This window comes from Pseudomonas sp. NPDC087803, assembly GCF_044742995.1.
GTDB lineage: Bacteria > Pseudomonadota > Gammaproteobacteria > Pseudomonadales > Pseudomonadaceae > Aquipseudomonas.
The window spans coordinates 46,207-72,058 of the sequence record NZ_JBIUVO010000004.1; the positions used below are offsets into that span (position 1 = coordinate 46,207).

The following is a 25,852-nucleotide window of genomic DNA, read 5'->3' on the forward strand; positions in this document are numbered from 1 at the left end:
ATGCATTTCAGCGAACTGATGGCTGTTCTTTCCACCCATGCGATCCGCCTTCAACAGGAAGATGAAGACCTGGTCATTCTGGGCAGTGACGACGCGCTGGACGATGCGTTGTGGGACAGCCTCGGCGAACACAAGGCGCAATTGCTGGAACTGGTCGCCCGCCACGGTGGCGACTGGCTGAGCCCGGCGTTCCGCATCACCCCGGACATGCTGCCGCTGGTGAAGCTGGATCAGCCGACCATTGACCGGCTGGTCGCCAAGGTGCCCGGCGGCGCCGCCAACCTGCAGGACATCTACCCGCTGGCACCGCTGCAGGAAGGCATGCTCTATCTGCACCTGTCGGCGCCCGCCGGCGACCCCTACGTGTCGCAGGCGCGCTTCGCCTTCGCCAGCCGCGAACGGTTGGAGGCTTTCGCCGAGGCTTTGCAATGGATGATCGAACGCCACGACATTCTGCGCACCTCGTTCGTCTGGGAACGCCTGGATGAACCGCTGCAAGTGGTGCAGCGGCAGGCTCGTCTGTATTGCGAAGAGATCGCCCTCGCGCCGGGCGCGGACGTCCTGACGCAACTGCTGGAGCGCCACGACCCACGGTTCTTCCGCCTCGACATCCAGCAGGCGCCGCTGCTGCGTCTGGTCTACGCCATGGATCCGGACAACGGGCGTGTGGTCGCGCTGTTGCTGTTCCATCACCTGATCATGGACCACGTCGCCCTCGACGTGGTGCGCCGCGAAACCCGCGCGCACCTGCTCGGCCAGACCGCGCAGGTCGGGCCGCCGGTGCCGTACCGCGATCACCTGGCCAAGGCCCGTCTGCGCCTGGACGAGCAGGTTCACGAAGAGTTTTTCCGCGAAATGCTCGCCGACATCGACGAGCCGACTTTGCCCTGTGGTCTGCAGGATGTGCAGGGCGACGGCCAAGGCATCGAAGAAGCCTTGCTGATGCTCGACACCGATTTCAGCCGGCAACTGCGCGGGCAGGCGCGTCAGCTCGGCGTCAGCGTCGCCAGTCTGATGCACCTGGCGCTGGCGCGGGTGCTCGGGCAGTTGTCGGGGCGCACGGCGGTGGTGTTCGGCACCGTGCTGCTGGGACGGATGGCGGCGGGTGAGGGCGGCGAACAGGCCCTGGGAATGTTCATCAACACCTTGCCGCTGCGGGTGGATGTCGGGCAGGACGGCGTGCGTGCCGGGGTGCTGGCCACCCATCGACGCCTGACCGCGTTGCTCGGCCATGAGCAGACCTCGCTGGCACTGGCCCAGCGTTGCAGCGCGGTGGCGGTGCCGACGCCGTTGTTCAGCGCGATCCTCAACTATCGCCACAGCAGCAATGAAGAGATCGCCGAGGTCAGCGAACTGGCCCCCGGCGTCCAGGTACTGGGCGCCCGCGAGCGCACCAACTACCCGCTGACGATCAACATCGACGACCTCGGTGAAGACTTGCGCATCACCGCGCTGGCCGATGCAGCGCTGGGTGCCGAACGCATCGCCGCTTATCTGCACACCGCGTTGCACAGTCTGCTGCAGGCCTTGCAATCAACCCCGGACGCGCCGCTGCAACGCCTGAATATTCTGCCGGCCGCCGAACGCGAATACCTGCTGCACGGGGTCAACTCGCCGTTGCCGCAGTTCCCGGAAACGCCGCTGATTCATCAGCAATTCGAAGCGCATGCGGCGGCGCGTCCTGAAGCCACAGCGCTGCTGTTCGAGGAGCAGGCGTTGAGCTACGGCGAGCTGAACCGCCGCGCCAATCAACTTGCGCATCACCTGCTGGCACAAGGGATTCGCCCGGATCAGCGCGTGGCGATCTGCGTCGAACGCGGCCCGCAAATGCTCATCGGCCTGCTCGGCATCCTCAAAGCGGGCGCCGGTTACGTGCCGATTGACCCGGCCTATCCACTGGAGCGCATCACCTACACCTTGCAGGACAGCGCCCCGGTGGCGGTGCTGACCCAGGCCGATACGCTGGCCAGGGTTGGCGCGCTCAACGTGTCGATTATTGATCTGGACAGCGTGCAGTTGCAGGCTGAACTCAGCAGCAATCCGCAGATTCCCGAGCTGACTCCAAGTCATCTCGCCTACGTCATCTACACCTCAGGCTCCACCGGGCTGCCCAAAGGCGTGATGGTCGAACACCGCAACGTGGTGCGGCTGTTTTCGGCGACCCACGACTGGTTCAACTTCAACCCGCAAGATGTGTCGGCGCTGTTCCATTCTTTCGCCTTCGACTTCTCGGTCTGGGAAATCTGGGGTGCGCTGGCGTTTGGCGGTCAGTTGTTGCTGGTGCCGCAGGCCGTCAGCCGCTCGCCGGACGACTGCTACGCATTGCTCTGCCGCACTGGCGTCACCGTGCTCAATCAGACCCCGAGCGCCTTCCGCCAGTTGATCGCCGCGCAGGGCCGCAGCCCGTTGCAGCACTCGTTGCGCGAAGTGATCTTCGGCGGCGAAGCCCTGGAACCGGGCCTGCTCAAACCGTGGTATGCGCGGGTCGGCAATGCCGGTACGCGACTGGTAAACATGTACGGCATCACCGAAACCACGGTGCACGTCACCTATCGCCCACTGGAAGCGGCGGACGCGTTACTGGTCGGGCGCAGCCCGATTGGTGTGGGCATTCCCGACCTGCAGCTGTACGTGCTCGATGCGCAGCGCGAACCGGTGCCGGTCGGCGTGATCGGCGAGTTGTACGTCGGTGGCGCCGGGGTTGCCCGGGGTTACCTCAATCGTGAAGCGCTGACTATTGAACGCTTTATCGCCGACCCGTTCAGCGGCCGTGCCGAGGCGCGTCTGTACAAGACCGGTGACCTGGCGCGCTGGGCGGTGGATGGCAGCCTCGAATACCTGGGGCGCAACGACGATCAAGTGAAGATCCGTGGTTTCCGCATCGAACTCGGTGAAATCGAAGCTCGCCTCGCAGCCTGCGCCGGGGTACGCGAAGCGGTGGTGATCGCCCGCGAAGACAGCCCCGGCGATCAGCGTCTGGTCGCCTACTGGCTGGCCGCCGCAGGCACTGAGCCGAGCGCCGCGCAATTGCGCGACGAGTTGCTGCTGTCGCTGGCCGACTACATGGTGCCGAGCGCGTTTGTGCGCCTCGATGCGTTGCCGCTGACCAGCAACGGCAAGCTCGATCGCAAAGCCTTGCCGCAACCGGACAGCGAGGCGTTCGCCCGGCGCGGTTTCGAAGCCCCGCTGGGACCGGTGGAAACCCTGATCGCCGGGATCTGGCAGACCCTGCTCGGTGTCGAGCAGGTCGGTCGGCATGACAATTTCTTCGAACTTGGCGGTCATTCGCTGTTGGCGGTGAAACTGATCGAGCGCATGCGTCAGCACGACTTGCAGTGCGACGTGCGCGTGCTGTTCGGTCAGCCGAGCGTGGCATCACTGGCGGCGACCTTGAGTCACAGTCATGCCCTGCGAGTGCCGGACAATCTGATTGCCGCCGATTGCCCGCGGATCACCCCGGACATGCTGCCACTGGCCACTCTGGATCAGGCGGCCATCGACCGCGTGGTCGCCAGCGTGCCCGGTGGCGTGGCCAATGTGCAGGACATTTATGGGCTGGCACCGTTGCAGGCGGGGATTCTCTATCACCATCTGGCGTCCAGCGCCGGTGACCCCTACGTGTTGCAGGCGCAATTCGCTTTCGCCGGTCTGGCGCAGATCAAGGCCTTCGTCCGCGCGTTGAACGCGGTGATCGAGCGCCACGACATTCTGCGCACCAGCGTGGTCTGGGAAGGGCTTGAAGAGCCGGTGCAAGTGGTCTGGCGCGAGGCGCCGCTGGCGCTGGAACGGGTCGATGCCGACTTGCTCGAGGGCGATGTGCTGGCGCATATGCAGGCACGTTTCGATCCACGCCACTATCGCCTCGACCTGCGCCGGGCGCCACTGATGCGTCTGGCCTACACCGAAGACCGTGAGCAGCAGCGCTGGGTCGGCATCCTGTTGCTGCACCACATCGTGCTCGACCACACCGCACTGGAAGTGTTGCTCGCGGAAATGAACGACAGCCTGTACCCGAGCGGCGCCGATCTGCCGCCACCGGTGCAGTACCGCAACTACGTGGCACAGGCGCAACAGCAGGCCGATACTCAGGCGCACGAAGCGTTCTTCCGCGACATGCTCGGCGACATCGACGAGCCGACCGTGGCCTTCGGTGTGCAGGATGTGCATGGCGATGGCAGCACCATCATTGACAGTGAGCAGGCGCTGGACGCCGGCGTGGCCGAACGCTTGCGCGAGCAGGCGCGGCGGCTCGGCATCAGCGCGGCCAGTCTGGTGCATCAGGCCTGGGGTCAGGTGCTGGCGCAGGTTTCGGGGCGCGAAGAGGTGGTGTTCGGCACCGTGCTGCTCGGGCGCATGCAGGGCGGCGAAGGCGCCGATCGCGCACTCGGCATGTTCATCAATACCTTGCCGTTGCGGGTCAGTGTCGGCGCGACCACGGTGGAGCAAGGCGTGCGCGCTACTCATGAGCGTCTGGCGCAACTGCTGGCGCATGAGCAGGCCTCGCTGTCGCTGGCCCAGCGTTGCAGCGGTGTGGCGGCGTCGCTGCCGCTGTTCAGCAGCTTGCTCAACTATCGCCACAGCGCGGCAGAACCGGCAGGCGTGGCCTGGGACGGGATCGAGATTCTCAGCTCGCGCGAGCGCAGCAACTATCCGCTGGTGGTCAGCGTCGACGACCTCGGCACAGGTTTCCGCCTGAGCGTGCAGGCGGTTCCGCAAGTGGATGGCGCGCGGGTCTGCGATTACCTGCAAACCGCGCTGCACAACCTGCTGACCGCACTCGAGCACAATCCGGCCACGCCGCTGCGGCAGATTTCGGTGCTGTCGCCGAGCGAACGCCAGCGGGTACTGGTCGGCTTTAACATCACCGGTCGCGACTACCCGCAGGCGCAAACCGTGCAGCGTTTGTTCGAGGCCCAGGCGGCCGCGCACCCCGAGGCCTTGGCGGCGCTGCAAGGTGCGCAGCAGGTGAGCTATGGCGAACTCAATCAGCGGGCCAATCGCCTGGCGCATCACCTGATCGGACTGGGCGTGCAGCCCGATGATCGAGTCGCCCTGTGTGTCCGGCGCAGCCCGGACATGCTGGTGGCGCTGCTGGCGATCCTCAAGGCCGGCGCCGGTTATGTGCCGGTCGATCCGGCGTATCCGCCGGAACGCATCGCCTACCTGTTGCAGGACTGCGCCCCGATAGCGGTTGTGGCGCAGGCAGCGACCCGCGATCTGCTCGGCGGCGTGCCGGTCATCGACCTGGACAACGACCTCTGGCAGCACCTGTCGGATGCCAATCCGCAGCTGCCAGCATTGACGCCGAAGCATCTGGCTTACGTGATCTACACCTCCGGTTCCACCGGCCAGCCGAAAGGGGTGATGGTCGAGCATGCGACTCTGGAAAACCTCGTGCATTGGCACGCTGAAGCCTTCGACTTGCACGCGGGTAGCCACACCGCGAGCGTCGCCGGTTTCGGTTTCGACGCGATGGCCTGGGAGGTCTGGCCGGCACTGTGTGTCGGCGCCACTTTGCACCTGCCGCCGGCGTCGATCCGCAACGAGCATCTGGACGAATTGCTCGACTGGTGGTGCGCGCAGCCGTTGCAGGTCAGCTTCTTGCCGACGCCGGTGGCCGAATACGCGTTCAGCCGGCAATTGCAGCACCCGACCTTGCGCACGCTGCTGATCGGCGGCGACCGACTGCGTCAGTTCAGTCGGCAGCAAACCTTCGCAGTGATCAACAACTATGGCCCGACCGAAGCGACGGTGGTCGCCACCTCGGGGCCGGTCGAACTGGATCAGCCGCTGCATATCGGCCGCCCGATCGCCAATGCCAAAGTGTATGTGCTGGACGCTGAGCAGCGCCCGGTGCCGGTGGGTGTGGCTGGTGAGTTGTATGTCGGCGGGGCGGGTGTGGCACGCGGCTATCTGAATCGTCCCGAACTGACCGCTGCGCAGTTCCTCTTCGATCCGTTCAGCGACGAGCCACAGGCGCGCATGTACCGCACTGGCGATCAGGCGCGTTGGCTGGCTGATGGCAATATCGAGTACTTGGGGCGCAACGACGATCAGGTCAAGTTGCGTGGCGTGCGTATCGAACTCGGTGAAATCGAAGCCGCGCTCGGTAGCCACGCTGCGCTGCGCGAGGCGGTGGTTCTGGTTCTCGACGGGCGGCTGATTGCGTGGTTCACCGAGTGCACAGCGGTCGATATCCAACAGTTGCACACGCATTTACAGGCGCGCTTGCCGGATGCGCTGCTGCCGGCGGCTTACGTGCGTCTGGACGCATTGCCATTGACCGCCAACGGCAAGATTGACCGCAAGGCCTTGCCGGAACCGGAGCAGGGCGCGTGGCTCAGCCGCGAATATGAGGCGCCACAGGGTGCGGTGGAAACCGCGCTGGCGCAGATCTGGATCGACGTGCTGAAAGTCGAGCGCGTCGGGCGTCAGGATAATTTCTTCGAACTGGGCGGGCATTCGCTGTTGGCGGTGAGCATGATCGAACGCATGCGCCAGATCAACCTCGCGGCTGACGTTCGCGTGTTGTTCAGTCAGCCGACCCTGGCCGCACTCGCCGCCGCAGTGGGCAGTGGTCGCGAAATCGAGGTGCCGGCCAACCGCATTCCGCTGGGCTGCACGCACATCACCCCGGACCTGCTCAGCCTGACTGAACTCGATCAAGCGAGCATCGAGCGCGTCGTTGCCTCGGTGCCGGGCGGGGCCGCCAACGTGCAGGACATCTATCCGCTGGCACCGTTGCAGGAAGGCATTCTTTACCACCACTTGAGCGCCGAACAGGGCGATCCGTACCTGCTGCAATCGCGGCTGATCTTCGACAGCGTCGAGCGTCTGCGTACCTTCAGCCAAGCCTTGCAGCAGGTCATCGCGCGCCACGACATTCTGCGCACCAGTGTGGTCTGGCAAGGGCTGGCGAGTCCGCAGCAAGTGGTCTGGCGTCAGGCGCCGCTGGTGGTGCAAGCGGTGCCGCTGGATCCGGCGCAGGGCGACGTCCTCGAGCAGTTGCACGCGCGCTTCGACGCCCGGCACAACCGCCTCGACCTGAGCCAGGCGCCGCTGATGCGCATCGTCTACGCCGAAGACCCGGCGCAACAACGGGTGGTGGCGATCATCTTGTTCCAGCACCTGATCCTCGACCACACCGCGATGGAGGTGGTGGGCCAGGAAATGCGCGCGTTCATGTTCAATCAGGCCGACAGCCTCGGCACGCCGATGCCGTACCGCAACTACGTGGCGCAGGCGCGTCTGGGTGCCAGCGAGCAGGAGCACGAAGCGTTCTTCCGCGACATGCTCGGCGATATCGATGAACCGACCCTGCCGTTCGGCCTGCACGACGTGCAAGGCGATGGCGGTGCCATCGAGGAGGCGCAGCAAGCCGTGGATGCCGGGTTGACCCTGCGCCTGCGTGAACAGGCGCGGCAGTTGGGTGTCAGCCCGGCGAGTCTGATGCACCTGGCCTGGGCGCAGGTGATAGGGGTGCTTGCCAACCGCCGCGACGTGGTCTTCGGCACGGTGCTGTTGGGACGGATGCAGGGCGGCGAGGGCGCGGATCGCACCCTTGGCGTGTTCATCAACACCTTGCCGCTGCGGGTGGATGTCAGCGAAGGCGTGCGCGCAGCGGTCAAGACCACCCACGCCCGACTGACGGCATTGCTCGCCCATGAACACGCGCCATTGGCGCTGGCCCAGCGTTGCAGCGCGGTGTCTGGGGCGCCGCTGTTCAGCGCCTTGCTCAACTACCGGCATAGCGCGGCCGAGGCGCAACCGCGTGACGGTCAGGGCATCTGGGAAGGCGTGCAATTGCTCGGTGGCGAAGAGCGCAGCAACTATCCGCTGACCCTCAGCGTCGACGATCTCGGCGCAGGCTTTGCCCTGTCGGTGCTGGCGCTGGCGCAGATCGGCGCGCAACGAATCTGCGGCTACATGCACACCGCGCTGGAACATCTGGTGCACGCGCTGGAACAGGCGCCACAGCGTGCGCTCAACCGTTTGCCGATTCTTGCGGTGGAGGAATACGAGCGCTTGCTGGTCGGTTTCAACCCGACGGCGGCGTATCCCCGTGGGGCAACCATTCATGCACTGGTGCAAGCCCGGGCCGAGCAGCAGCCGCAGGCATTGGCGGTGGTGCAGGGCACGCAGCAACTGACCTATGCGCAACTCAATCAGCAGGCCAATCGTCTGGCGCAGCACTTGCTCGGCCTCGGCGTGCAGCCGGACGACCGGATTGCCGTGTGCCTGCAACGCAGCCCGCAGATGCTGGTGGCGCTGCTGGCGATTCTCAAGGCCGGTGCCGGTTACGTGCCGGTCGATCCGGCGTACCCGGCGGAGCGCATCGCCTACCTGTTGCAGGACAGCGATCCGGTGGCGGTGCTGGCGCAGGGCTCGACCCGCGAGCTGCTGGGCCGGGTGCCGGTGATTGATCTGGACAATGTCACCTGGCAGCACCTGTCCGATTGCAATCCGCAACTGCCGACGCTGACTCCGGCGCATCTGGCCTACGTGATCTACACCTCGGGTTCGACCGGCCAGCCGAAAGGCGTGATGGTCGAACACGCGACCCTGGAAAACCTCGTGCACTGGCATTGCGAGGCGTTCGACCTGCGTGCCGGCAGCCACACCGCCAGCGTCGCCGGTTGCGGTTTCGACGCGATGGCCTGGGAGGTCTGGCCGGCGCTGTGTGTCGGCGCGACCCTGCACCTGCCGCCGCCGTCGATCAGCAACGAACACCTTGATGAACTGCTCGAGTGGTGGCGCGCACAGCCGTTGCAGGTGAGTTTTCTGCCGACGCCGATTGCCGAATACGCCTTCAGTCGTGAGCTGGGTCATCCGACCTTGCGCACGCTGTTGATCGGCGGCGACAAGTTGCGCCAGTTCTCGCGTGAGCAGACGTTTGCCGTGATCAACAACTACGGCCCGACCGAGGCCACGGTGGTCGCGACCTCCGGGCAGATCAATGCCGGCCAGTTGCTGCACATCGGCCGGCCCATCAGCAACGCCCGGATCTACCTGCTCGATGAACAGCAGCGTCCGGTGCCGGTGGGTGTTGCCGGTGAACTGTACGTCGGTGGCGCGGGTGTCGCCCGTGGTTATCTGAACCGTCCCGAGCTGACCGCCGAACGCTTCCTCGAAGACCCGTTCAGTGACGAGCCGCAGGCGCGCATGTACCGCACCGGCGACCTTGCGCGCTGGCTGGCCGACGGCAATATCGAGTACCTGGGGCGTAACGACGATCAGGTCAAGCTGCGCGGCGTGCGCGTGGAACTGGGGGAAATCGAAGCCGCGCTGTCCAGCCATCCGGCGGTGCAGGACGCGGTGGTGCTGGTGCGCGAGGCACGCTTGATCGCCTGGTTCACCGCCCGCACAACGGTCGATATCGAGGACCTGCGCAGCCATCTGCAAGCGCATCTGCCGCAGGCACTGGTGCCGGCAGCCTACGTGCGGCTTGCGGCGCTGCCGCTGACCGCCAACGGCAAACTCGACCGCAAGGCCTTGCCCGAACCGGCTCAGGACGCCTGGCTCAGCCGCGAATACGCAGCACCGCAAGGACCGGTGGAAACCGCGCTGGCGCAGGTCTGGGCCGAGGTGCTGCAGGTCGAACAGGTCGGGCGGCACGACAACTTCTTTGAACTGGGCGGGCATTCGCTGCTGGCGGTGAACCTGATCGAGCGCATGCGTCAGCTCGGCCTGAGCACCGACGTGCGCGTGCTGTTCAGCCAGCCGACCCTCGCCGCACTGGCCGCCGCCGTTGGTAGTGGTCGCGAAGTCGCGGTGCCGGCCAACCTCATTCCGGCCGGTTGCACGCGCATTACCCCGGAGCTGCTGCCGCTGGCACAACTGGATCAGGCCAGCATCGAGCGCATCGTCGCCACGGTGCCCGGCGGTGCCGCCAACGTGCAGGACATTTATCCGCTGGCGCCGTTGCAGGAAGGCATTCTTTATCACCACTTGAGCGCCGCGCAGGGCGATCCATACCTGCTGCAATCGCGCCTGTCATTCGACAGCCTTGAACGCTTGCAGGCCTTTGCCGCCGCGCTGCGTCAGGTCATGACTCGCCATGACATTCTGCGCACTGGAGTGGTCTGGGAAGGGTTGGCAACACCCGTTCAAGTGGTCTGGCGTGAAGCTGAGTTGCCGGTGCAGGAAGTGGTCCTCGACCCGGCGGCCGGTGATGTTCTGGCGCAGTTGTACGAGCGTTTCGACGCAAGGCATTACCGCATCGACCTCAGTCAGGCGCCGTTGATTCGCCTGGTGTATGCGCAGGATCCGGCCAACCACCGGGTGGTCGCGATGCTGCTGTTCCATCACATCGCCATGGATCACACGGCGCTGGAAGTGGTGCAGCAGGAATTGCAAGCGCTGCTCTTCGGTCACGGCGAAGCCTTGATCCCCGCCGTGCCGTATCGCAATTACGTGGCGCAGACCCGGCTGGGGGTCAGCGAGCAGGAACATGAAGCGTTCTTCCGCGCGATGCTCGGCGAAATTGACGAACCGACGCTGCCGTTCGGTCTGCTCGATGTGCACGGTGACGGCCATGACATCGAAGAAGTCCGGCAGCGCCTGCCCGACGCCTTGGCGCGGCGCTTGCGCAACCAGGCGCGGCAGCTGGGCGTGAGTGTCGCGAGCCTGTTTCATCTGGCGTTTGCCCAGGTATTGGCGGCGACCTCCGGGCATGAGCGCGTGGTGTTCGGCACCGTGCTGCTGGGGCGGATGCAGGGCGGTACCGGCGCTGATCGCGGCCTCGGGATGTTCATCAACACGCTGCCGCTGCGGGTGGATCTGGGCGATGTTTCGGTGCGTGCCGGGGTGCGCGCCACCCATGCGCAACTGACCGCATTGCTCGGCCATGAACATGCGTCCTTGGCATTGGCCCAGCGTTGCAGCGGGGTCGCCGCGCCGTCGCCGCTGTTCAGCGCCATGCTCAACTACCGGCACAGTGTCAGCGAGGAACAGTTGCAGGCCAATCGTCTGGCCTGGCAAGGCATCGAAAACCTGTCCAGCGAGGAGCGCACCAACTATCCGCTGAGCTTCAACGTCGATGACCTCGGCCAGGGTTTTGACCTCACTGCCATGACCCCGTCGCAGATTGGCGCGGCGCGGGTTTGTGGCTACATGCAGCAGGCGTTGGCGGGGCTGGTCGAGGCGCTGGAGCAGACACCGCAGCAGGCCTTGAATCGCCTGTCGGTGCTGGCGGATGCCGAGCGCCAACAGTTGCTGTTCGGCCTCAATGCCACGGACGTCGATTACGACCTTGGGCAGACCATCCACGGCTTGTTCGAGGCGCAAGTGGCGCGCACGCCGCAGGCGCCAGCGGTGGTCGCGGGTGAGCAGCCACTGAGCTACACCGAACTCAACGCTCGGGCCAATCAACTGGCGCGGCATCTGCGTGAGTTGGGCGCAGGGCCGGATACGCGGGTGGCGATCTGCGTCGAGCGCGGTCTGGACATGGTGGTCGGGCTGCTGGCGATCCTCAAGGCCGGCGGCGGTTATGTGCCGCTGGACCCGGCGTATCCGCTGGAGCGTCTGGCGTACATGCTTGAGGACAGCGCGCCGCTGGCGGTGCTGGTGCAGGGAACCACGCGTTCGTTACTCGGCGAAGTCTCAGTGCCGGTGGTCGATCTGGATCAGCCGCACTGGCAATCGCTGCCAGAGGAAAACCTTTCTCTTGCAGAATTGACCCCGCAGCACAGCGCTTACGTGATCTACACCTCAGGCTCCACCGGCCAACCGAAAGGCGTGATCAACGAACATTGCGGGGTGGTCAACCGCTTGCTGTGGATGCAGGATGCCTATCAACTGACCTCCAGCGACACGGTGTTGCAGAAAACCCCATTCAGCTTCGACGTCTCGGTCTGGGAGTTCTTCTGGCCGCTGATGACCGGCGCACGTCTGGTCATGGCCCGACCTGAAGGGCACAAAGATCCGCAGTACCTCAGTGAAGTGATCGAACGCGAACACATCACCACGCTGCACTTCGTACCGTCGATGCTCGACGTATTCCTCGCCCACGGTGACAGCGCACGTTGCAGCAGTCTGCGGCAAGTCATGTGCAGCGGCGAAGCGCTGCCGGGCAGCGTGGTGCGACGCTTCAAGCAGCAACTGCCGGACAGCCAATTGCACAACCTTTACGGCCCGACCGAAGCCGCAGTGGACGTGACGGCGTGGAACTGCGCCGGCCCTCTGGAAAGCACCCCGGACAACACGCCAATCGGCAAACCGATCGCCAACACCCGCATGTACATCCTCGATGCGCAACAGCAACCGGTGCCGCACGGCGTGGTCGGCGAGCTGTACATCGGCGGCGTGCAGGTGGCGCGCGGTTATCTGAATCGCCCGGAGCTGAACGCCGAACGCTTCCTCAATGACCCTTTCCAGAGCCATGGGCGGATGTACCGCACCGGCGACGTCGCCCGCTATTTGCCGGACGGCAATATCGAATACCTCGGCCGCAACGACGATCAGGTGAAGATCCGTGGCCTGCGCATCGAACTCGGCGAGATTCAGGCGCGTTTGACCCAGATCGACGGCATCCAGGAAGCCGCCGTGCTGGCCCGCGAAGATGCATCCGGCGACAAGCGTCTGCTGGCGTACTACACCGGGGCACGCCTGGAAATCGACGTGCTGCGCAGCCACTTGCTGGAGCATCTGCCGGACTACATGGTGCCCGCGCTGTTCGTGCATCTCGATGCATTGCCGCTGAGCCCCAACGGCAAACTCGACCGCAAGGCGCTGCCGGCGCCGGATCAGGCTGCATTGCCGGTGCGCGAATACGAAGCCCCGGTGGGCGACGTCGAAATCATCCTCGCACGGCTCTGGGCTGAATTGCTCAACGTCGAGCGGGTAGGGCGCCACGATCATTTCTTTGAACTGGGTGGTCACTCGCTGCTGGCGGTCAGTCTGATCGGCCGGCTGCGTCAGGAAGGCATGGAAGCCGATGTCAGGTCGCTGTTCGAACATCCGACCCTGGCCGGCTACGCCGCAATTACCGAACGAATGGAGATCGTCCTGTGAACGTGATCGAACTGTTGGCCACATTGAAGGCTAAAGATATCCAGCTGGCGGTCGCGGACGACCAATTGCGGGTGAATGGCAACAAACAGGCGTTGAACGATCCGGCGTTGCTGGCGCTGTTGCGCGAGCACAAACCGGCGCTGATCGAGCTGATCAAGGCCGGGCAATACTCGGCCAGCAAGCACGGCCAGGTCGAAGTGCCGGCCAACGGCATCGTTGCGGGTACCACGCGCATCACCCCGGCGATGCTGACGCTGGTCCAACTCGACCAGGCGACTATCGACCAGCTCGTCGCACAAGTCCCCGGCGGCGCCGCCAACGTGCAGGACATTTACCCGCTGGCGCCGTTGCAGGAAGGCATCCTCTATCACCACGTCAGTGGCGGTGACGGTGATCCGTATGTGATGCAGTCGCATTTCGCCTTCGCCAGCCGTGAGCGTTTTCAGGCGTTCGCCCAGGCCCTGCAAAGCGTGATCGATCGCCATGACATTCTGCGCACCGCTGTGCATTGGGCAGGGCTGGACGCGCCGGTGCAGGTGGTCTGGCGCCGGGCCGAACTGCCGGTGGAAGAAGTGACGCTGCCAGATGCCACCAGCGACGTTCTGGCGTATCTGCACGAGCGCTTCGACGCCCGGCACTTCCGCCTCGACGTTGCCCAGGCGCCGCTGATGCGTCTGGCCCACGCCTGGGATGAAGCCGGGCAACGGGTGATCGCCACGCTGTTGTTCCATCACATGGCCCTCGACCACTCGGCCCTCGACGTGGTGCGCCACGAAATGCGCGCCTGCCTCACCGGGCAAAGTGCGCTGCTGGGGCGCCCGGTGCCGTTTCGCAATTACGTAGCGCAGGCGCGGCTGGGCGTCAGCGAAGCCGAGCACGAGGCGTTTTTCCGCGACATGCTCAGCGACATCGACGAACCGACGCTGCCTTACGGCTTGCAGGATGTGCAGGGTGACGGCAGCCAGATCGTCGAACTCAGCGTGCCGGTGCCGGCGCTATTGGGCCAGCGACTGCGGGCGCAGGCGCGGACGCTCGGCGTCAGTGTCGCCAGTCTGTTCCACCTCGGCTGGGCGCAGGTGCTGGCCGCGCTGACCGGCAAGCAGCAGGTGGTCTTTGGCACCGTGCTGATGGGCCGCATGCAAGGCGCCGAAGCGATTGACCGGGCGCTGGGGATTTTCATCAACACCCTGCCGTTGCGGGTGAATATCGACGGGCAGGATGTGCGCGCGGCGGTCAACGCCACCCACGCACGGCTGACCACGCTGATGCGTCACGAACACGCACCGCTGGCCCTGGCTCAGCGCTGCAGCAACGTGGTGGCGCCGACGCCGCTGTTCAGCACGCTGCTCAATTATCGCCACAGCCACAACGTGGCCACCGCCAGTGCCGAAACCCTCGCAGCGTGGCAGGGCATCACCACCCTGCATTCCGAGGAACGCACCAACTATCCGCTGACGATGAGTGTCGATGACCTCGGTGACGGGTTCAGCCTGACCCTGCTGGCCAGCACCCAGACCGATCCGCAGCGCATCTGCGATTACCTGCACTGCGCGCTGGAAAACCTGCTGCTCGCTTTGGAGCAGGCGCCGCAGACACCGGTCAATCAACTGCCGATCCTGCCGGCGGCGGAGCTTGCGCAGGTACTGCTCGAGTTCAATGCCACTCAAGTGGATTTCCCGGCTACACAGACCATCCAGCGACGTTTCGAGGCGCAGGCGGCCGAACGGCCGGACGCGCTGGCGGCAGTGTTCGCCGACGCGCAACTGACCTACGCCGAACTCAACCGTCAGGCCAACGCCTTGGCGCAGCACCTGATCGGCTTGGGCGTGAAACCGGATGACCGCGTGGCGATTGTCGCCCGCCGTGGGCTGGACACCCTGGTTGGACTGGTGGCGATCCTCAAGGCTGGCGCCGGTTACGTGCCGATTGATCCGGCGCACCCGGCGGAGCGTTTGAACTACCTGCTCGACGACAGCGCCCCAGTGGCGGTGCTGACCCAAAGCCATCTGCGCGAGCGACTGCCGGCGCTGAACGTGCCGGTGCTCGACCTCGATCACTGCACTTGGCCGCTGACCGTCGCGCATAACCCGCAGGTAGCGGGGCTGAGCACCGCGCACCTGGCCTACGTGATCTACACCTCCGGCTCCACCGGTCTGCCCAAGGGCGTGATGGTCGAGCATCACACCTTGAGCAATCTGGTCGACTGGCACTGCACCGCGTTCGACCTGTGCGCCGGTCGCCACACCTCAAGCCTCGCCGGGTTCGGCTTCGACGCGATGGCCTGGGAAGTCTGGCCGGCATTGTGCGCGGGCGCGACCCTGCATCTGGCGCCGACCCACGAGGGCGGCGAAGACATCGACGCCTTGCTCGCGTGGTGGTGCGCGCAGCCGCTGGACGTGAGCTTCCTGCCGACGCCGGTGGCCGAATACGCTTTCAGCCAGAACCTCGAACACCCGACCCTGCGCACACTGCTGATCGGCGGCGACCGCTTGCGTCAGTTCAACCGCAACCAGCATTTCGACGTGATCAACAACTACGGTCCGACCGAGGCCACAGTGGTCGCGACTTCAGGTCTGGTGCAAAGCGGCGATGCGCTGCACATCGGCAAACCGCTGAGCAACGCCACGGTGTACCTGCTCGACGAACAACAGCGCCCGGTGCCAATTGGCGTGGCGGGCGAGTTGTACGTTGGCGGCGCCGGGGTCGCTCGTGGCTACCTGAACCGCCCGGAAATGACTGCCGAGCGCTTTCTGCGCGACCCGTTCAGCCGCGCACCGAATGCGCGGATGTACCGCACCGGCGACCTTGCACGCTGGCGCGAGGACGGCAACCTCGAGTACCTGGGGCGCAACGACGATCAGGTGAAAATCCGTGGCGTGCGCATCGAACTGGGCGAGATCGAAACCTGCCTCAACCAGCTGCCGGGGATTCAGGAAGCGGTACTGCTGGCCCGCGAAGATCAACCCGGCCAGCCGCGACTGGTGGCTTACTTCACCGAACAGGCGCAGGTCGAAGCGCTGCCGGTGGGCGAATTGCGCGCGCAACTGCTCAGCCGTTTGCCGGAGTACATGGTGCCAACGGCGTTCGTCAAACTCGCCGCGCTGCCGCTGACCGCCAATGGCAAGGTCGACCGCAAGGCCTTGCCGGCGCCGGATCTGGCGGCGCTGTTCACCCGCGAGTACGCAGCGCCCGAAGGCGAAGTGGAAACCGCGCTGGCGCAGATCTGGGCCGAGGTGCTGCAGGTTGAACGGGTCGGGCGCCAGGATCACTTTTTCGAACTCGGCGGGCATTCGTTGCTGGCGATGCGCATGGTCTCGCAAGTGCGCCAGCGCCTGGGTGTGGAGCTGGCGCTGAGCGATTTGTTCGCCAACGCCGAACTGGCGGCGGTCGCGTCAGTGCTGAGCGCGGCCGGGCGCTGTGCGCAGCCGCAAATCGTGCCGGTCCCGCGTGACGGCGCCTTGCCGCTGTCGTTCGCCCAGCAACGCTTGTGGTTCCTCGCGCAAATGGAAGGCGCCAACACCGCCTACAACATTCCCGTGGCCCTGCGGCTGCGTGGCCGTCTCGACGATGCGGCGCTGCAACGCGCACTGGCGCGGATCGTTGCCCGCCACGAAACCCTGCGCAGCCGCTTCGCACAATTCAACGACGAAGCACAGGTGCTGATTGCCCCGGTCGACACCGGTCTGCTGCTGCGGGTCGAGGACCTGCGCCAGCACCCGCAACCCGACGAAACCCTGCAGGCGCTGATTCAGGGCGAAGCCTCGGGGCCGTTCGACTTGCAGGACGATCCGTTGATTCGCGGGCGTCTGGTACGCCTGGCCGACGATCACCATGTGCTGTTGCTGACCCTGCACCACATCATCTCCGACGGCTGGTCGATGGGTGTTTTGACCCGCGAACTGATGGCGCTGTATCAGGCGTTCAGTCATGGTCAGCCGGATCCATTGCCGCCGCTGGCGCTGCAATACACCGACTACGCGGTGTGGCAACGGCGCTGGCTCAGCGGCGAGGTGCTGCAACGCCAGAGCGAGTACTGGCAACAGACCCTAGCTGGCGCCCCGGCGCTGTTGATGCTGCCGACCGATCGGCCGCGCCCGGCGCAGCAGGACTATGCCGGCAGCAGCGTTGCCGTCGTGCTCGACGAGCGCTTGAGCGCCGGGCTCAAAGCCTTGGGCCAGCGCCACGGCGTGACCCTGTACATGACGCTGATGAGTGCCTGGGCGATGTTGCTCAGCCGCTTGTCCGGGCAGACTGAAGTGGTGATCGGTTCGCCAGTGGCCAACCGCACCCGCGCCGAAATCGAAGGCCTGATCGGCATGTTCGTCAACACCCTGGCGCTGCGCATCGACACCTCGGGCGAGCTGAGCGTCGAAGCGCTGCTGGCGCGGGTCAAGGCGCAAACCCTGCACGCCCAGGCGCATCAGGATCTGCCGTTCGAGCAAGTGGTGGAAATCACCCGGCCCGTGCGCAGCCTGGCGCACAGCCCGTTGTTCCAGACCTTGCTCAGTTGGGATGGCCTCGAAAGCCCGGCGCTGGCCCTCGGCGAACTGACGCTGGAAGGCGTGGCCGAGCCGAGCCACTTCGCCAAGTTCGACCTGTCGCTGAGCCTCAGCGAGTCCAACGGCAGCATTCGCGGATCGCTGGAATACGCCACGGCGTTGTTCGACCAGAGCACGGTCGAGCGCTTCACCGGTTACTTCCTGCGCCTGTTGCAGGCGATGGTCGCCAACGATCAGGCAGTGCTGGAACAGGCGCCGCTGTTGGCGCAGGAAGAACAACAGCGCTTGTTGGTCGAGTTCAATGCCACGGACGTCGATTACGACCTTGAGCAGACGATTCATGGTCTGTTCGAGGCGCAAGTGGCGCTTACGCCGCAGGCACCCGCCGTGGTCGCGGGGGAGCAGCAACTGAATTACGCCGAACTCAACGCTCGGGCCAATCAACTGGCGCGGCACCTGCGTGAATTGGGTATAGGGCCGGATTCGCGGATGGCGATCTGCGTCGAACGCGGTCTGGACATGGTGGTCGGGCTGCTGGCGATCCTCAAGGCTGGCGGCGGTTATGTGCCGCTGGACCCGGCGTATCCGCTGGAACGGCTGGCTTACATGCTTGAGGACAGCGCGCCGCTGGCGGTGCTGGTGCAGGGAACCACGCGTTCGTTACTCGGCGAAGTCTCAGTGCCGGTGATCGCTCTGGATCAGCCGCACTGGCAGTCGCTGCCAACGGAAAACCTTTCTCTTGCAGAATTGACCCCGCAGCACAGCGCTTACGTGATCTACACCTCAGGCTCCACCGGCCAACCGAAAGGCGTGATCAACGAACATCGCGGGGTGGTCAACCGCTTGCTGTGGATGCAGGACACCTATCAGCTGACGGCAGTCGATACGGTGCTGCAAAAAACGCCGTTCAGCTTCGACGTCTCGGTCTGGGAGTTCTTCTGGCCGCTGATGACCGGCGCACGTCTGGTCATGGCTCGGCCCGAGGGGCACAAGGATCCGCTGTACCTCAGCGACATCATCGAACGCGAGCACATCACCACGCTGCACTTCGTACCGTCGATGCTCGATGTCTTTCTCGCCCACGCCGACACCGCACGTTGCAGCAGCCTGCGGCAAGTCATGTGCAGCGGCGAAGCGCTGCCGGGCAGCGTGGTGCGACGCTTCAAGCAGCAACTGCCGGACAGCCAATTGCACAACCTCTATGGCCCGACCGAAGCCGCAGTGGACGTGACGGCGTGGAACTGCGCCGGCCCTCTGGAAAGTACCCCGGACAACACGCCAATCGGCAAACCGATCGCCAACACCCGCATGTACATCCTCGATGCCCAGCAGCAACCGGTGCCGCACGGCGTGGTCGGCGAGCTGTACATCGGCGGCGTGCAGGTGGCGCGCGGTTATCTGAATCGCCCGGAACTGAACGCCGAGCGCTTCCTCAACGATCCGTTCCAGAACAATGGACGGATGTACCGCACCGGCGACGTCGCCCGCTATCTGCCTGACGGCAATATCGAATACCTCGGCCGCAACGACGATCAGGTGAAGATCCGTGGCCTGCGCATCGAACTTGGCGAGATCCAGGCGCGTTTGACCCAGATCGACGGCGTGCAGGAAGCCGCCGTGCTGGCCCGCGAAGACGTGCCGGGCGATAAACGTCTGGTCGCGTACTACACCGGCGCGCCGCTGGAAGTCGAAACACTGCGCCGCCATCTGCTGGAAAACCTGCCGGACTACATGGTGCCCGCGCTGTTCATGCATCTCGATGCACTGCCGCTGAGCCCCAACGGCAAACTCGACCGCAAGGCGCTGCCGGCCCCGGATCTGGCGACGCTGATCATCCGTGAATACGAAGCCCCGGTCGGCGAAGTGGAAATCGTCCTCGCGCAGCTCTGGGCGGAAATGCTCAAGGTTGAGCGGGTAGGGCGCCACGACCATTTCTTCGAACTCGGCGGCCACTCGCTGTTGGCAGTGAATCTGGTGGCACGGATGCGTCGCGCTGGCCTGAGCGCCGACATCCGCGTGCTGTTCAACCAGCCGACCCTCGCCGCATTGGCCGCTGCCGTGGGCGGTGAACCGGAGGCTGAGGTCGCGGCCAACCTGATCACTGCGGACTGCACGCGCATCACTCCCGAGCTGCTGCCACTGGTGGCGCTCGACCAGCCAAGCATCGACCGCATCGTCGCCAGCATCCCCGGCGGCGTGGCCAACGTGCAGGACATTTACCCGCTGGCGCCGTTGCAGACCGGCATCCTCTTTCATCACCTATCCGCCGCACAGGGCGATCCGTATGTGTTGCAGGCGCAGTTCGCGTTTGCTGACGAGCAACGCCTTGACGCTTTCACCCAGGCCTTGCAGAACGTAATCCAGCGCCACGACATCCTGCGCACCTCGCTGTTCTGGGACGGGCTGCAAGACCCGGTGCAAGTGGTCTGGCGTGAGGCGCCGCTGGCTTGCGAAGCGCTGGAACTGAATGGCGCGGACGGCGATGCACTCGAGCAATTGCGCCAACGCTTCGACGCCGTGCAGTACCGCATGGCCGTCAATCAGGCGCCGCTGATGCGCGTGGTACACGCGCGGGATGCAGCCAATCAACGTGTGGTGGCGTTGTTGCTGTTCCATCACCTGGTGATGGACCACGTGGCGCTGGAGGTGCTGCAACACGAAATGCAGGCGTTCCTCAGCGGCCAGCCGCAACGTCTGGCCGAACCGGTGCCGTATCGCAATTACGTGGCACACACCCGTGACGCGATAGGTGATCAGGCGCATGAAGCGTTCTTCCGCGAGATGCTTGGTGACATCAGCGAACCGAGCGCGCCGTACGGCCAGCACAGCATTGCCGAGGGCCACGCCGCAGAAGCACGACGGATGCTCGACCTCGATCTGAGTCAGCGCGTCAGGGCCAAGGCCCGGCGGCTGGGGATCAGCGCCGCGAGCCTGATGCATCTGGCCTGGGCGCAGGTGCTGGGAAAACTCTCCGGGCGAGACGCGGTGGTGTTCGGCACCGTGTTGCTGGGGCGGTTGCAGGCGGGCGAGGGCGCCGAACGCGCGCTGGGGGTGTTCATCAACACCTTGCCGCTGCGCGTCGATCTCGGGCAACGCTCGGCGCAGGAAGCCGCGCTCGCCACCCACCAACAGTTGAACGCGCTGCTGCAACATGAGCATGCGCAATTGGCACTGGCCCAGCGTTGCAGTGGCATGCCCGCCGGCACGCCGTTGTTCAGCACGCTGTTCAACTATCGCCACAGCGCTGCTGCCGGCACGCCTTCCGCGGAGGCGGCGAACGCGTGGCAAGGCATGCAGTTGCTCAATACCCAGGAGCACACCAATTATCAGTTGAGCGTGAGTGTCGATGACCTCGGCGAAGGTTTCGGCTTCACCGCACTGGCTGCCCCCGGCATTGATCCCGCACGCATCTGCGAGTACCTGCAACGGGCAGTGAGCAACCTGCTGCTGGCACTGGAACAGACACCGCAACTGAGCGTTGACCAGGTGTCGATCCTGGCGCCAGACGAACGCCGGCAATTGCTGGTCGAGTTCAACGCCACCGAGCGGGAATACCCGCGTGCGCTGACCGTGCACGCATTGTTCGAAAGGCAAGTGGCGGCAGATCCGCACGCCATCGCCGTGGTGCATGGCGGGCAAACCTCGAGTTATGGCGATTTGAATGATCGGGCCAACCGCTTGGCCCACTACCTGATCGCTCAAGGCGTACAGCCGGGCGATCACGTGGCGATCCTGCTGCCGCGCTCGCGGGAGCTGTTGCTCGCGCAACTGGCGATTGCCAAGTGCGCGGCGGCCTATGTGCCGCTGGACATCAACGCGCCGAGCGAGCGTCAGGCATTCATGCTCGAGGACAGCCGCGCCGTTGCGCTGCTGACCCTCAGCAGCGAAGCTATTGATTACGTCGCGCCGCGTATCGACGTCGACCGGCTCAAGCTCAGCGGTCAGCCGACGCACAATCCGAACCTGGCGCAAAGCCCGGAGGCGCTGGCGTACATCATGTACACCTCCGGTTCCACAGGCACGCCGAAGGGGGTGATGGTGCCGCACCGTGGCATCGCTCGTCTGGTGCTGAACAACGGTTACGCCGATTTCAACCCGCAGGATCGCGTGGCGTTTGCGTCCAACCCGGCGTTCGACGCCAGCACCATGGACATCTGGGGGCCGTTGCTTAACGGCGGGCGCGTGGTGGTGATCGATCACCAGACCCTGCTGGATCCGCACGCGCTCGCTCGGGAATTGCACGCCAGCGGCGCGACAATCCTGTTTGTCACCACGGCGCTGTTCAACCAGTACGTGCAACTGATTCCGCAGGCCCTGAAAGGCTTGCGCATGGTTCTGTGCGGCGGTGAACGCGGCGATCCGGCAAGCTTCCGCCGCTTGCGGGCCGAGGCGCCAAAGTTGCGCATCGTGCATTGCTACGGCCCGACCGAAACCACCACTTACGCCACCACGTTTGAAGTGCACGAGGTGGCGGAAAATGCCGAAAGCGTGCCGATTGGCGGGCCGATCTCCAACACCCAGGTGTATGTACTCGATGCGCACCAGCAGCCGGTGCCGATCGGCGTGACCGGCGAGTTGTACATTGGCGGGCAGGGCGTGGCGCTGGGTTATCTGAATCGCCCGGATCTGACTGCCGAGAAGTTCCTGCGCGATCCGTTCAGCGACCGTCCGGGCGCGTTGCTCTACCGCACCGGCGACCTCGTGCGCTGGCTGGCGCCGGGGCAGCTCGATTGCATCGGGCGCAATGACGATCAGGTGAAAATCCGTGGTTTCCGCGTCGAACTCGGCGAGATCGAAAATCGTCTGCTGGGCTATCCGGGGATCAACGAAGCGGTGGTGCTCGCCCGTCGCGAAGGTCAGGAACCGCTGCGGCTGGTGGCCTACTACACCGCGCACGACGGCACGCTGGACCTCGCCGACCTGCGTGAGCACGTGCAGGCGCAGTTGCCGGAATACATGGTGCCGAGTGCCTGGGTGCAGCTCGATGCCTTGCCGCTGAACAACAACGGCAAGGTCGATCGCAAAGCCTTGCCCGCACCGGATGCTGCGGCGTTGTTCACCCGTGAATACGTTGCGCCGCAAGGTGAACTGGAAACCGCGCTGGCGCAGATCTGGGCCGAGACCCTGCAAGTCGAGCAGATCGGCCGCCATGACCACTTCTTCGAACTGGGCGGGCATTCGTTGCTGGCGATGCGCATGCTGTCGCAGGTGCGTCAGCGTCTCGGCGTTGAATTGCCCCTGAGCGAGTTGTTTGCCGATCCGCATCTCAGCGCCGTGGCCGAGGTGTTGACCCGTGCCGGGCGCAGCACGCTGCCGGAGATCGTCGCGGCGGCGCCTGATCAAGCGTTGCCGCTGTCCTTCGCTCAGCAGCGCCTGTGGTTCCTCGCGCAGATGGACGGCGGCAACTCGGCGTACAACATTCCGCTTGGCCTGCGCCTGCGCGGGCAGCTCGATGGCGAGGCGCTGCAACGCGCGCTGACGCGGATCGTTGCGCGCCACGCCACCCTGCGCAGCCGTTTCATCAGCATCGACGATCAGGCGCAGGTAGTGATTGCGCCGGTCGACGGCGGTCTGCTGTTGCCGATTGAAGACCTGTGCCAGGACCCGCAGGCCGAAGCCAGCGTGCAGGCGCTGCTTGCGCAGGAAGCCGCGACTGCCTTTGATTTGCAGCACGATCCACTGATTCGCGGACGTCTGGTACGTCTGGCTGACGAACATCATGTGCTGTTGCTGACCGTGCATCACATCGTCGCCGATGGCTGGTCGATGGGCGTGCTGACCCGTGAGCTGATGGCGTTGTATCAGGCCTTCAGTCACGGTCAGCCGGATCCATTGCCGCCACTGGCGCTGCAATACGGCGACTACGCCGTGTGGCAGCGGCGCTGGCTGAGCGGAGAAGTGCTGCAGCGGCAAAGCGATTACTGGCAGCAGACCCTCGACGGCGCGCCGGCCTTGTTGACCCTGCCCACCGACCGTCCGCGTCCGGCACAGCAGGATTTTGCCGGCAGCAGCGTCGAAGTACGCCTGGATGAGCAACTGAGTGCCGGGCTAAGAGCCTTGAGTCAGCGTCACGGCGTGACCCTGTTCATGACCCTGATGAGTGCCTGGTCGCTGTTGCTGAGTCGTCTGTCTGGGCAGTCCGACGTGGTGATCGGCTCGCCGGTGGCCAACCGCACCCGCGCTGAGATCGAAGGCCTGATCGGCATGTTCGTCAACACCCTGGCGCTGCGCATCGACACCTCGGGTGAACCGAGCGTGGCCACGCTGCTGGCGCGGGTCAAGGCGCGCACGCTGGAGGCGCAGGCGCATCAGGATCTGCCGTTCGAGCACGTGGTGGAAATCGCCCGGCCGGCGCGCAGCCTGGCGCACAGCCCGTTGTTCCAGAGCACGCTGAGCTGGGACAGCAGCGTCGGGCCGAACCTGGCGCTGGGCGATCTGAGCCTCGAAGGTGTGGCCGCGCCGGGTCGGGTGGCCAAGTTCGACCTGACTTTGACCCTGGGTGAGGTCAACGGGGTGATTCGCGGATCGCTGGAATACGCCACGGCGTTGTTCGATCAAGCGACCGTCGAGCGTTACGTCGGCTACTTGCAGCGCCTGCTGGCGGCGATGGTCAGCGATGAGCAGAGCGTGCTGGAGCGGGTGCAATTGCTCGCCGAGTCTGAGCGTCAGCGCTTGCTGTACGACTTCAATGCCACGGCGCGCGAATACCCGCAAACGCTGACCGTCCACGGGATTTTCCAGCAGCAGGCAGCGGCGCATCCCAAAGCGGTGGCGGCGGTGCATGGCGAGCATTCGCTCAGCTACTTTGAGCTGAACGCCCAGGCCAACCGTCTGGCGCATCATTTGATCAGCCACGGCGTGCAGCCCGGCGACCACGTGGCGATCCTGCTGCCGCGCTCGCTGGAGTTGCTGGTGGCGCAACTGGCGATTGCCAAATGCGCGGCGGCCTATGTGCCGCTGGACATCAACGCGCCGAGCGAGCGGCAGGCGTTCATGGTCGAGGACTGTCAGGCAGCGGCGTTGCTGACCCTCAGCAGTGAAGACATCGACTACACCGCACCACGCATCGACCTTGACCGCTTGATCCTCAGCGGCCAACCGACGCACAACCCGAACCTGGCGCAGCCCTCGGAGTCGCTGGCGTACATCATGTATACCTCCGGCTCCACCGGCACGCCGAAAGGCGTGATGGTGCCGCACCGCGCCATCGGCCGCCTGGTGCTGAACAACGGCTACGCCGATTTCAATGCGCAGGACCGCGTGGTATTCGCTTCCAACCCGGCGTTCGACGCCAGCACCATGGACATCTGGGGGCCGCTGCTCAACGGCGGGCGGGTGCTGGTGATTGATCACCAGACCTTGCTCGATCCGAGTGCGTTCGGTCGTGAATTGAGCGCCAGCGGGGCGACGATCCTGTTCGTCACCACCGCGCTGTTCAACCAGTACGTGCAACTGATTCCGCAGGCGCTGAAAGGCTTGCGCATGGTCCTGTGCGGTGGTGAACGTGGCGATCCGGCAAGCTTCCGCCGATTGCTGGCCGAAGCGCCACAGTTACGCATCGTGCACTGCTACGGCCCGACCGAAACCACCACTTACGCCACCACCTTCGAAGTGCGTGAAGTGAAGGAAAACGCCGAGAGCGTGCCGATTGGCGGGCCGATCTCCAACACGCAGGTGTATGTACTCGATGCGCATCAGCAACCGGTGCCGATGGGCGTGACCGGCGAGTTGTACATCGGCGGGCAAGGCGTGGCCCTCGGTTACTTGAACCGTGCCGATCTGACCGCCGAAAAGTTCCTGCATGATCCGTTCAGCGAACAGCCGGGCGCGCTGCTGTATCGCACCGGCGACCTCGCACGCTGGCTGGCGCCGGGGCAGCTCGATTGCATCGGGCGCAATGACGATCAAGTGAAGATTCGCGGTTTCCGTATCGAACTGGGCGAAATCGAAAATCGCCTGCTCAACTGCCAAGGGATCAAGGAAGCCGTGGTGCTGGCGAGCCGCGATGGTCAGGACATCACGCGTCTGGTGGCGTATTACACCGCGCACGCCGGCCGTCTGGACAGCGCCGATCTGCACGCGCAGTTGCTGGCGCGACTCCCGGAATACATGGTGCCGAGCGCGTGGGTGCAACTTGATTTACTGCCGTTGAACAACAACGGCAAGGTCGACCGCAAGGCGCTGCCGGCGCCGACGCAGGCCGCGCTGCTCAGCCGGGTGTATGTGGCGCCGATCTCGGCGCTGGAACAACATCTGGCGCGGATCTGGGCTGGCTTGTTGCAGCTCGAACAGGTCGGTCGTCACGACAACTTCTTCGAACTGGGCGGGCATTCGTTGCTGGC

The 25,852-nt window shown here is 65.0% G+C and carries 2 protein-coding genes (1 of these 2 cut by a window edge); both read left to right on the forward strand.

Annotation, left to right across the window (positions count from 1 at the left end; genetic code table 11):
* Positions 1-13,011: an amino acid adenylation domain-containing protein gene (locus ACIOUG_RS06010; protein WP_401063345.1), complete on the forward strand. Its 13,011-nt coding sequence runs from the start codon at positions 1-3 to the stop codon at positions 13,009-13,011.
* On the forward strand, positions 13,008-25,852 hold the 5' portion of the coding sequence (locus ACIOUG_RS06015) for a non-ribosomal peptide synthase/polyketide synthase (RefSeq protein WP_401063347.1). Its footprint extends 4,999 nt past the window's final position; 12,845 of the gene's 17,844 nt are visible here — the first part of the coding sequence; its start codon is at positions 13,008-13,010; its stop codon lies off the right edge, out of view. Before ACIOUG_RS06010 ends, ACIOUG_RS06015 begins: the two co-directional genes overlap by 4 nt.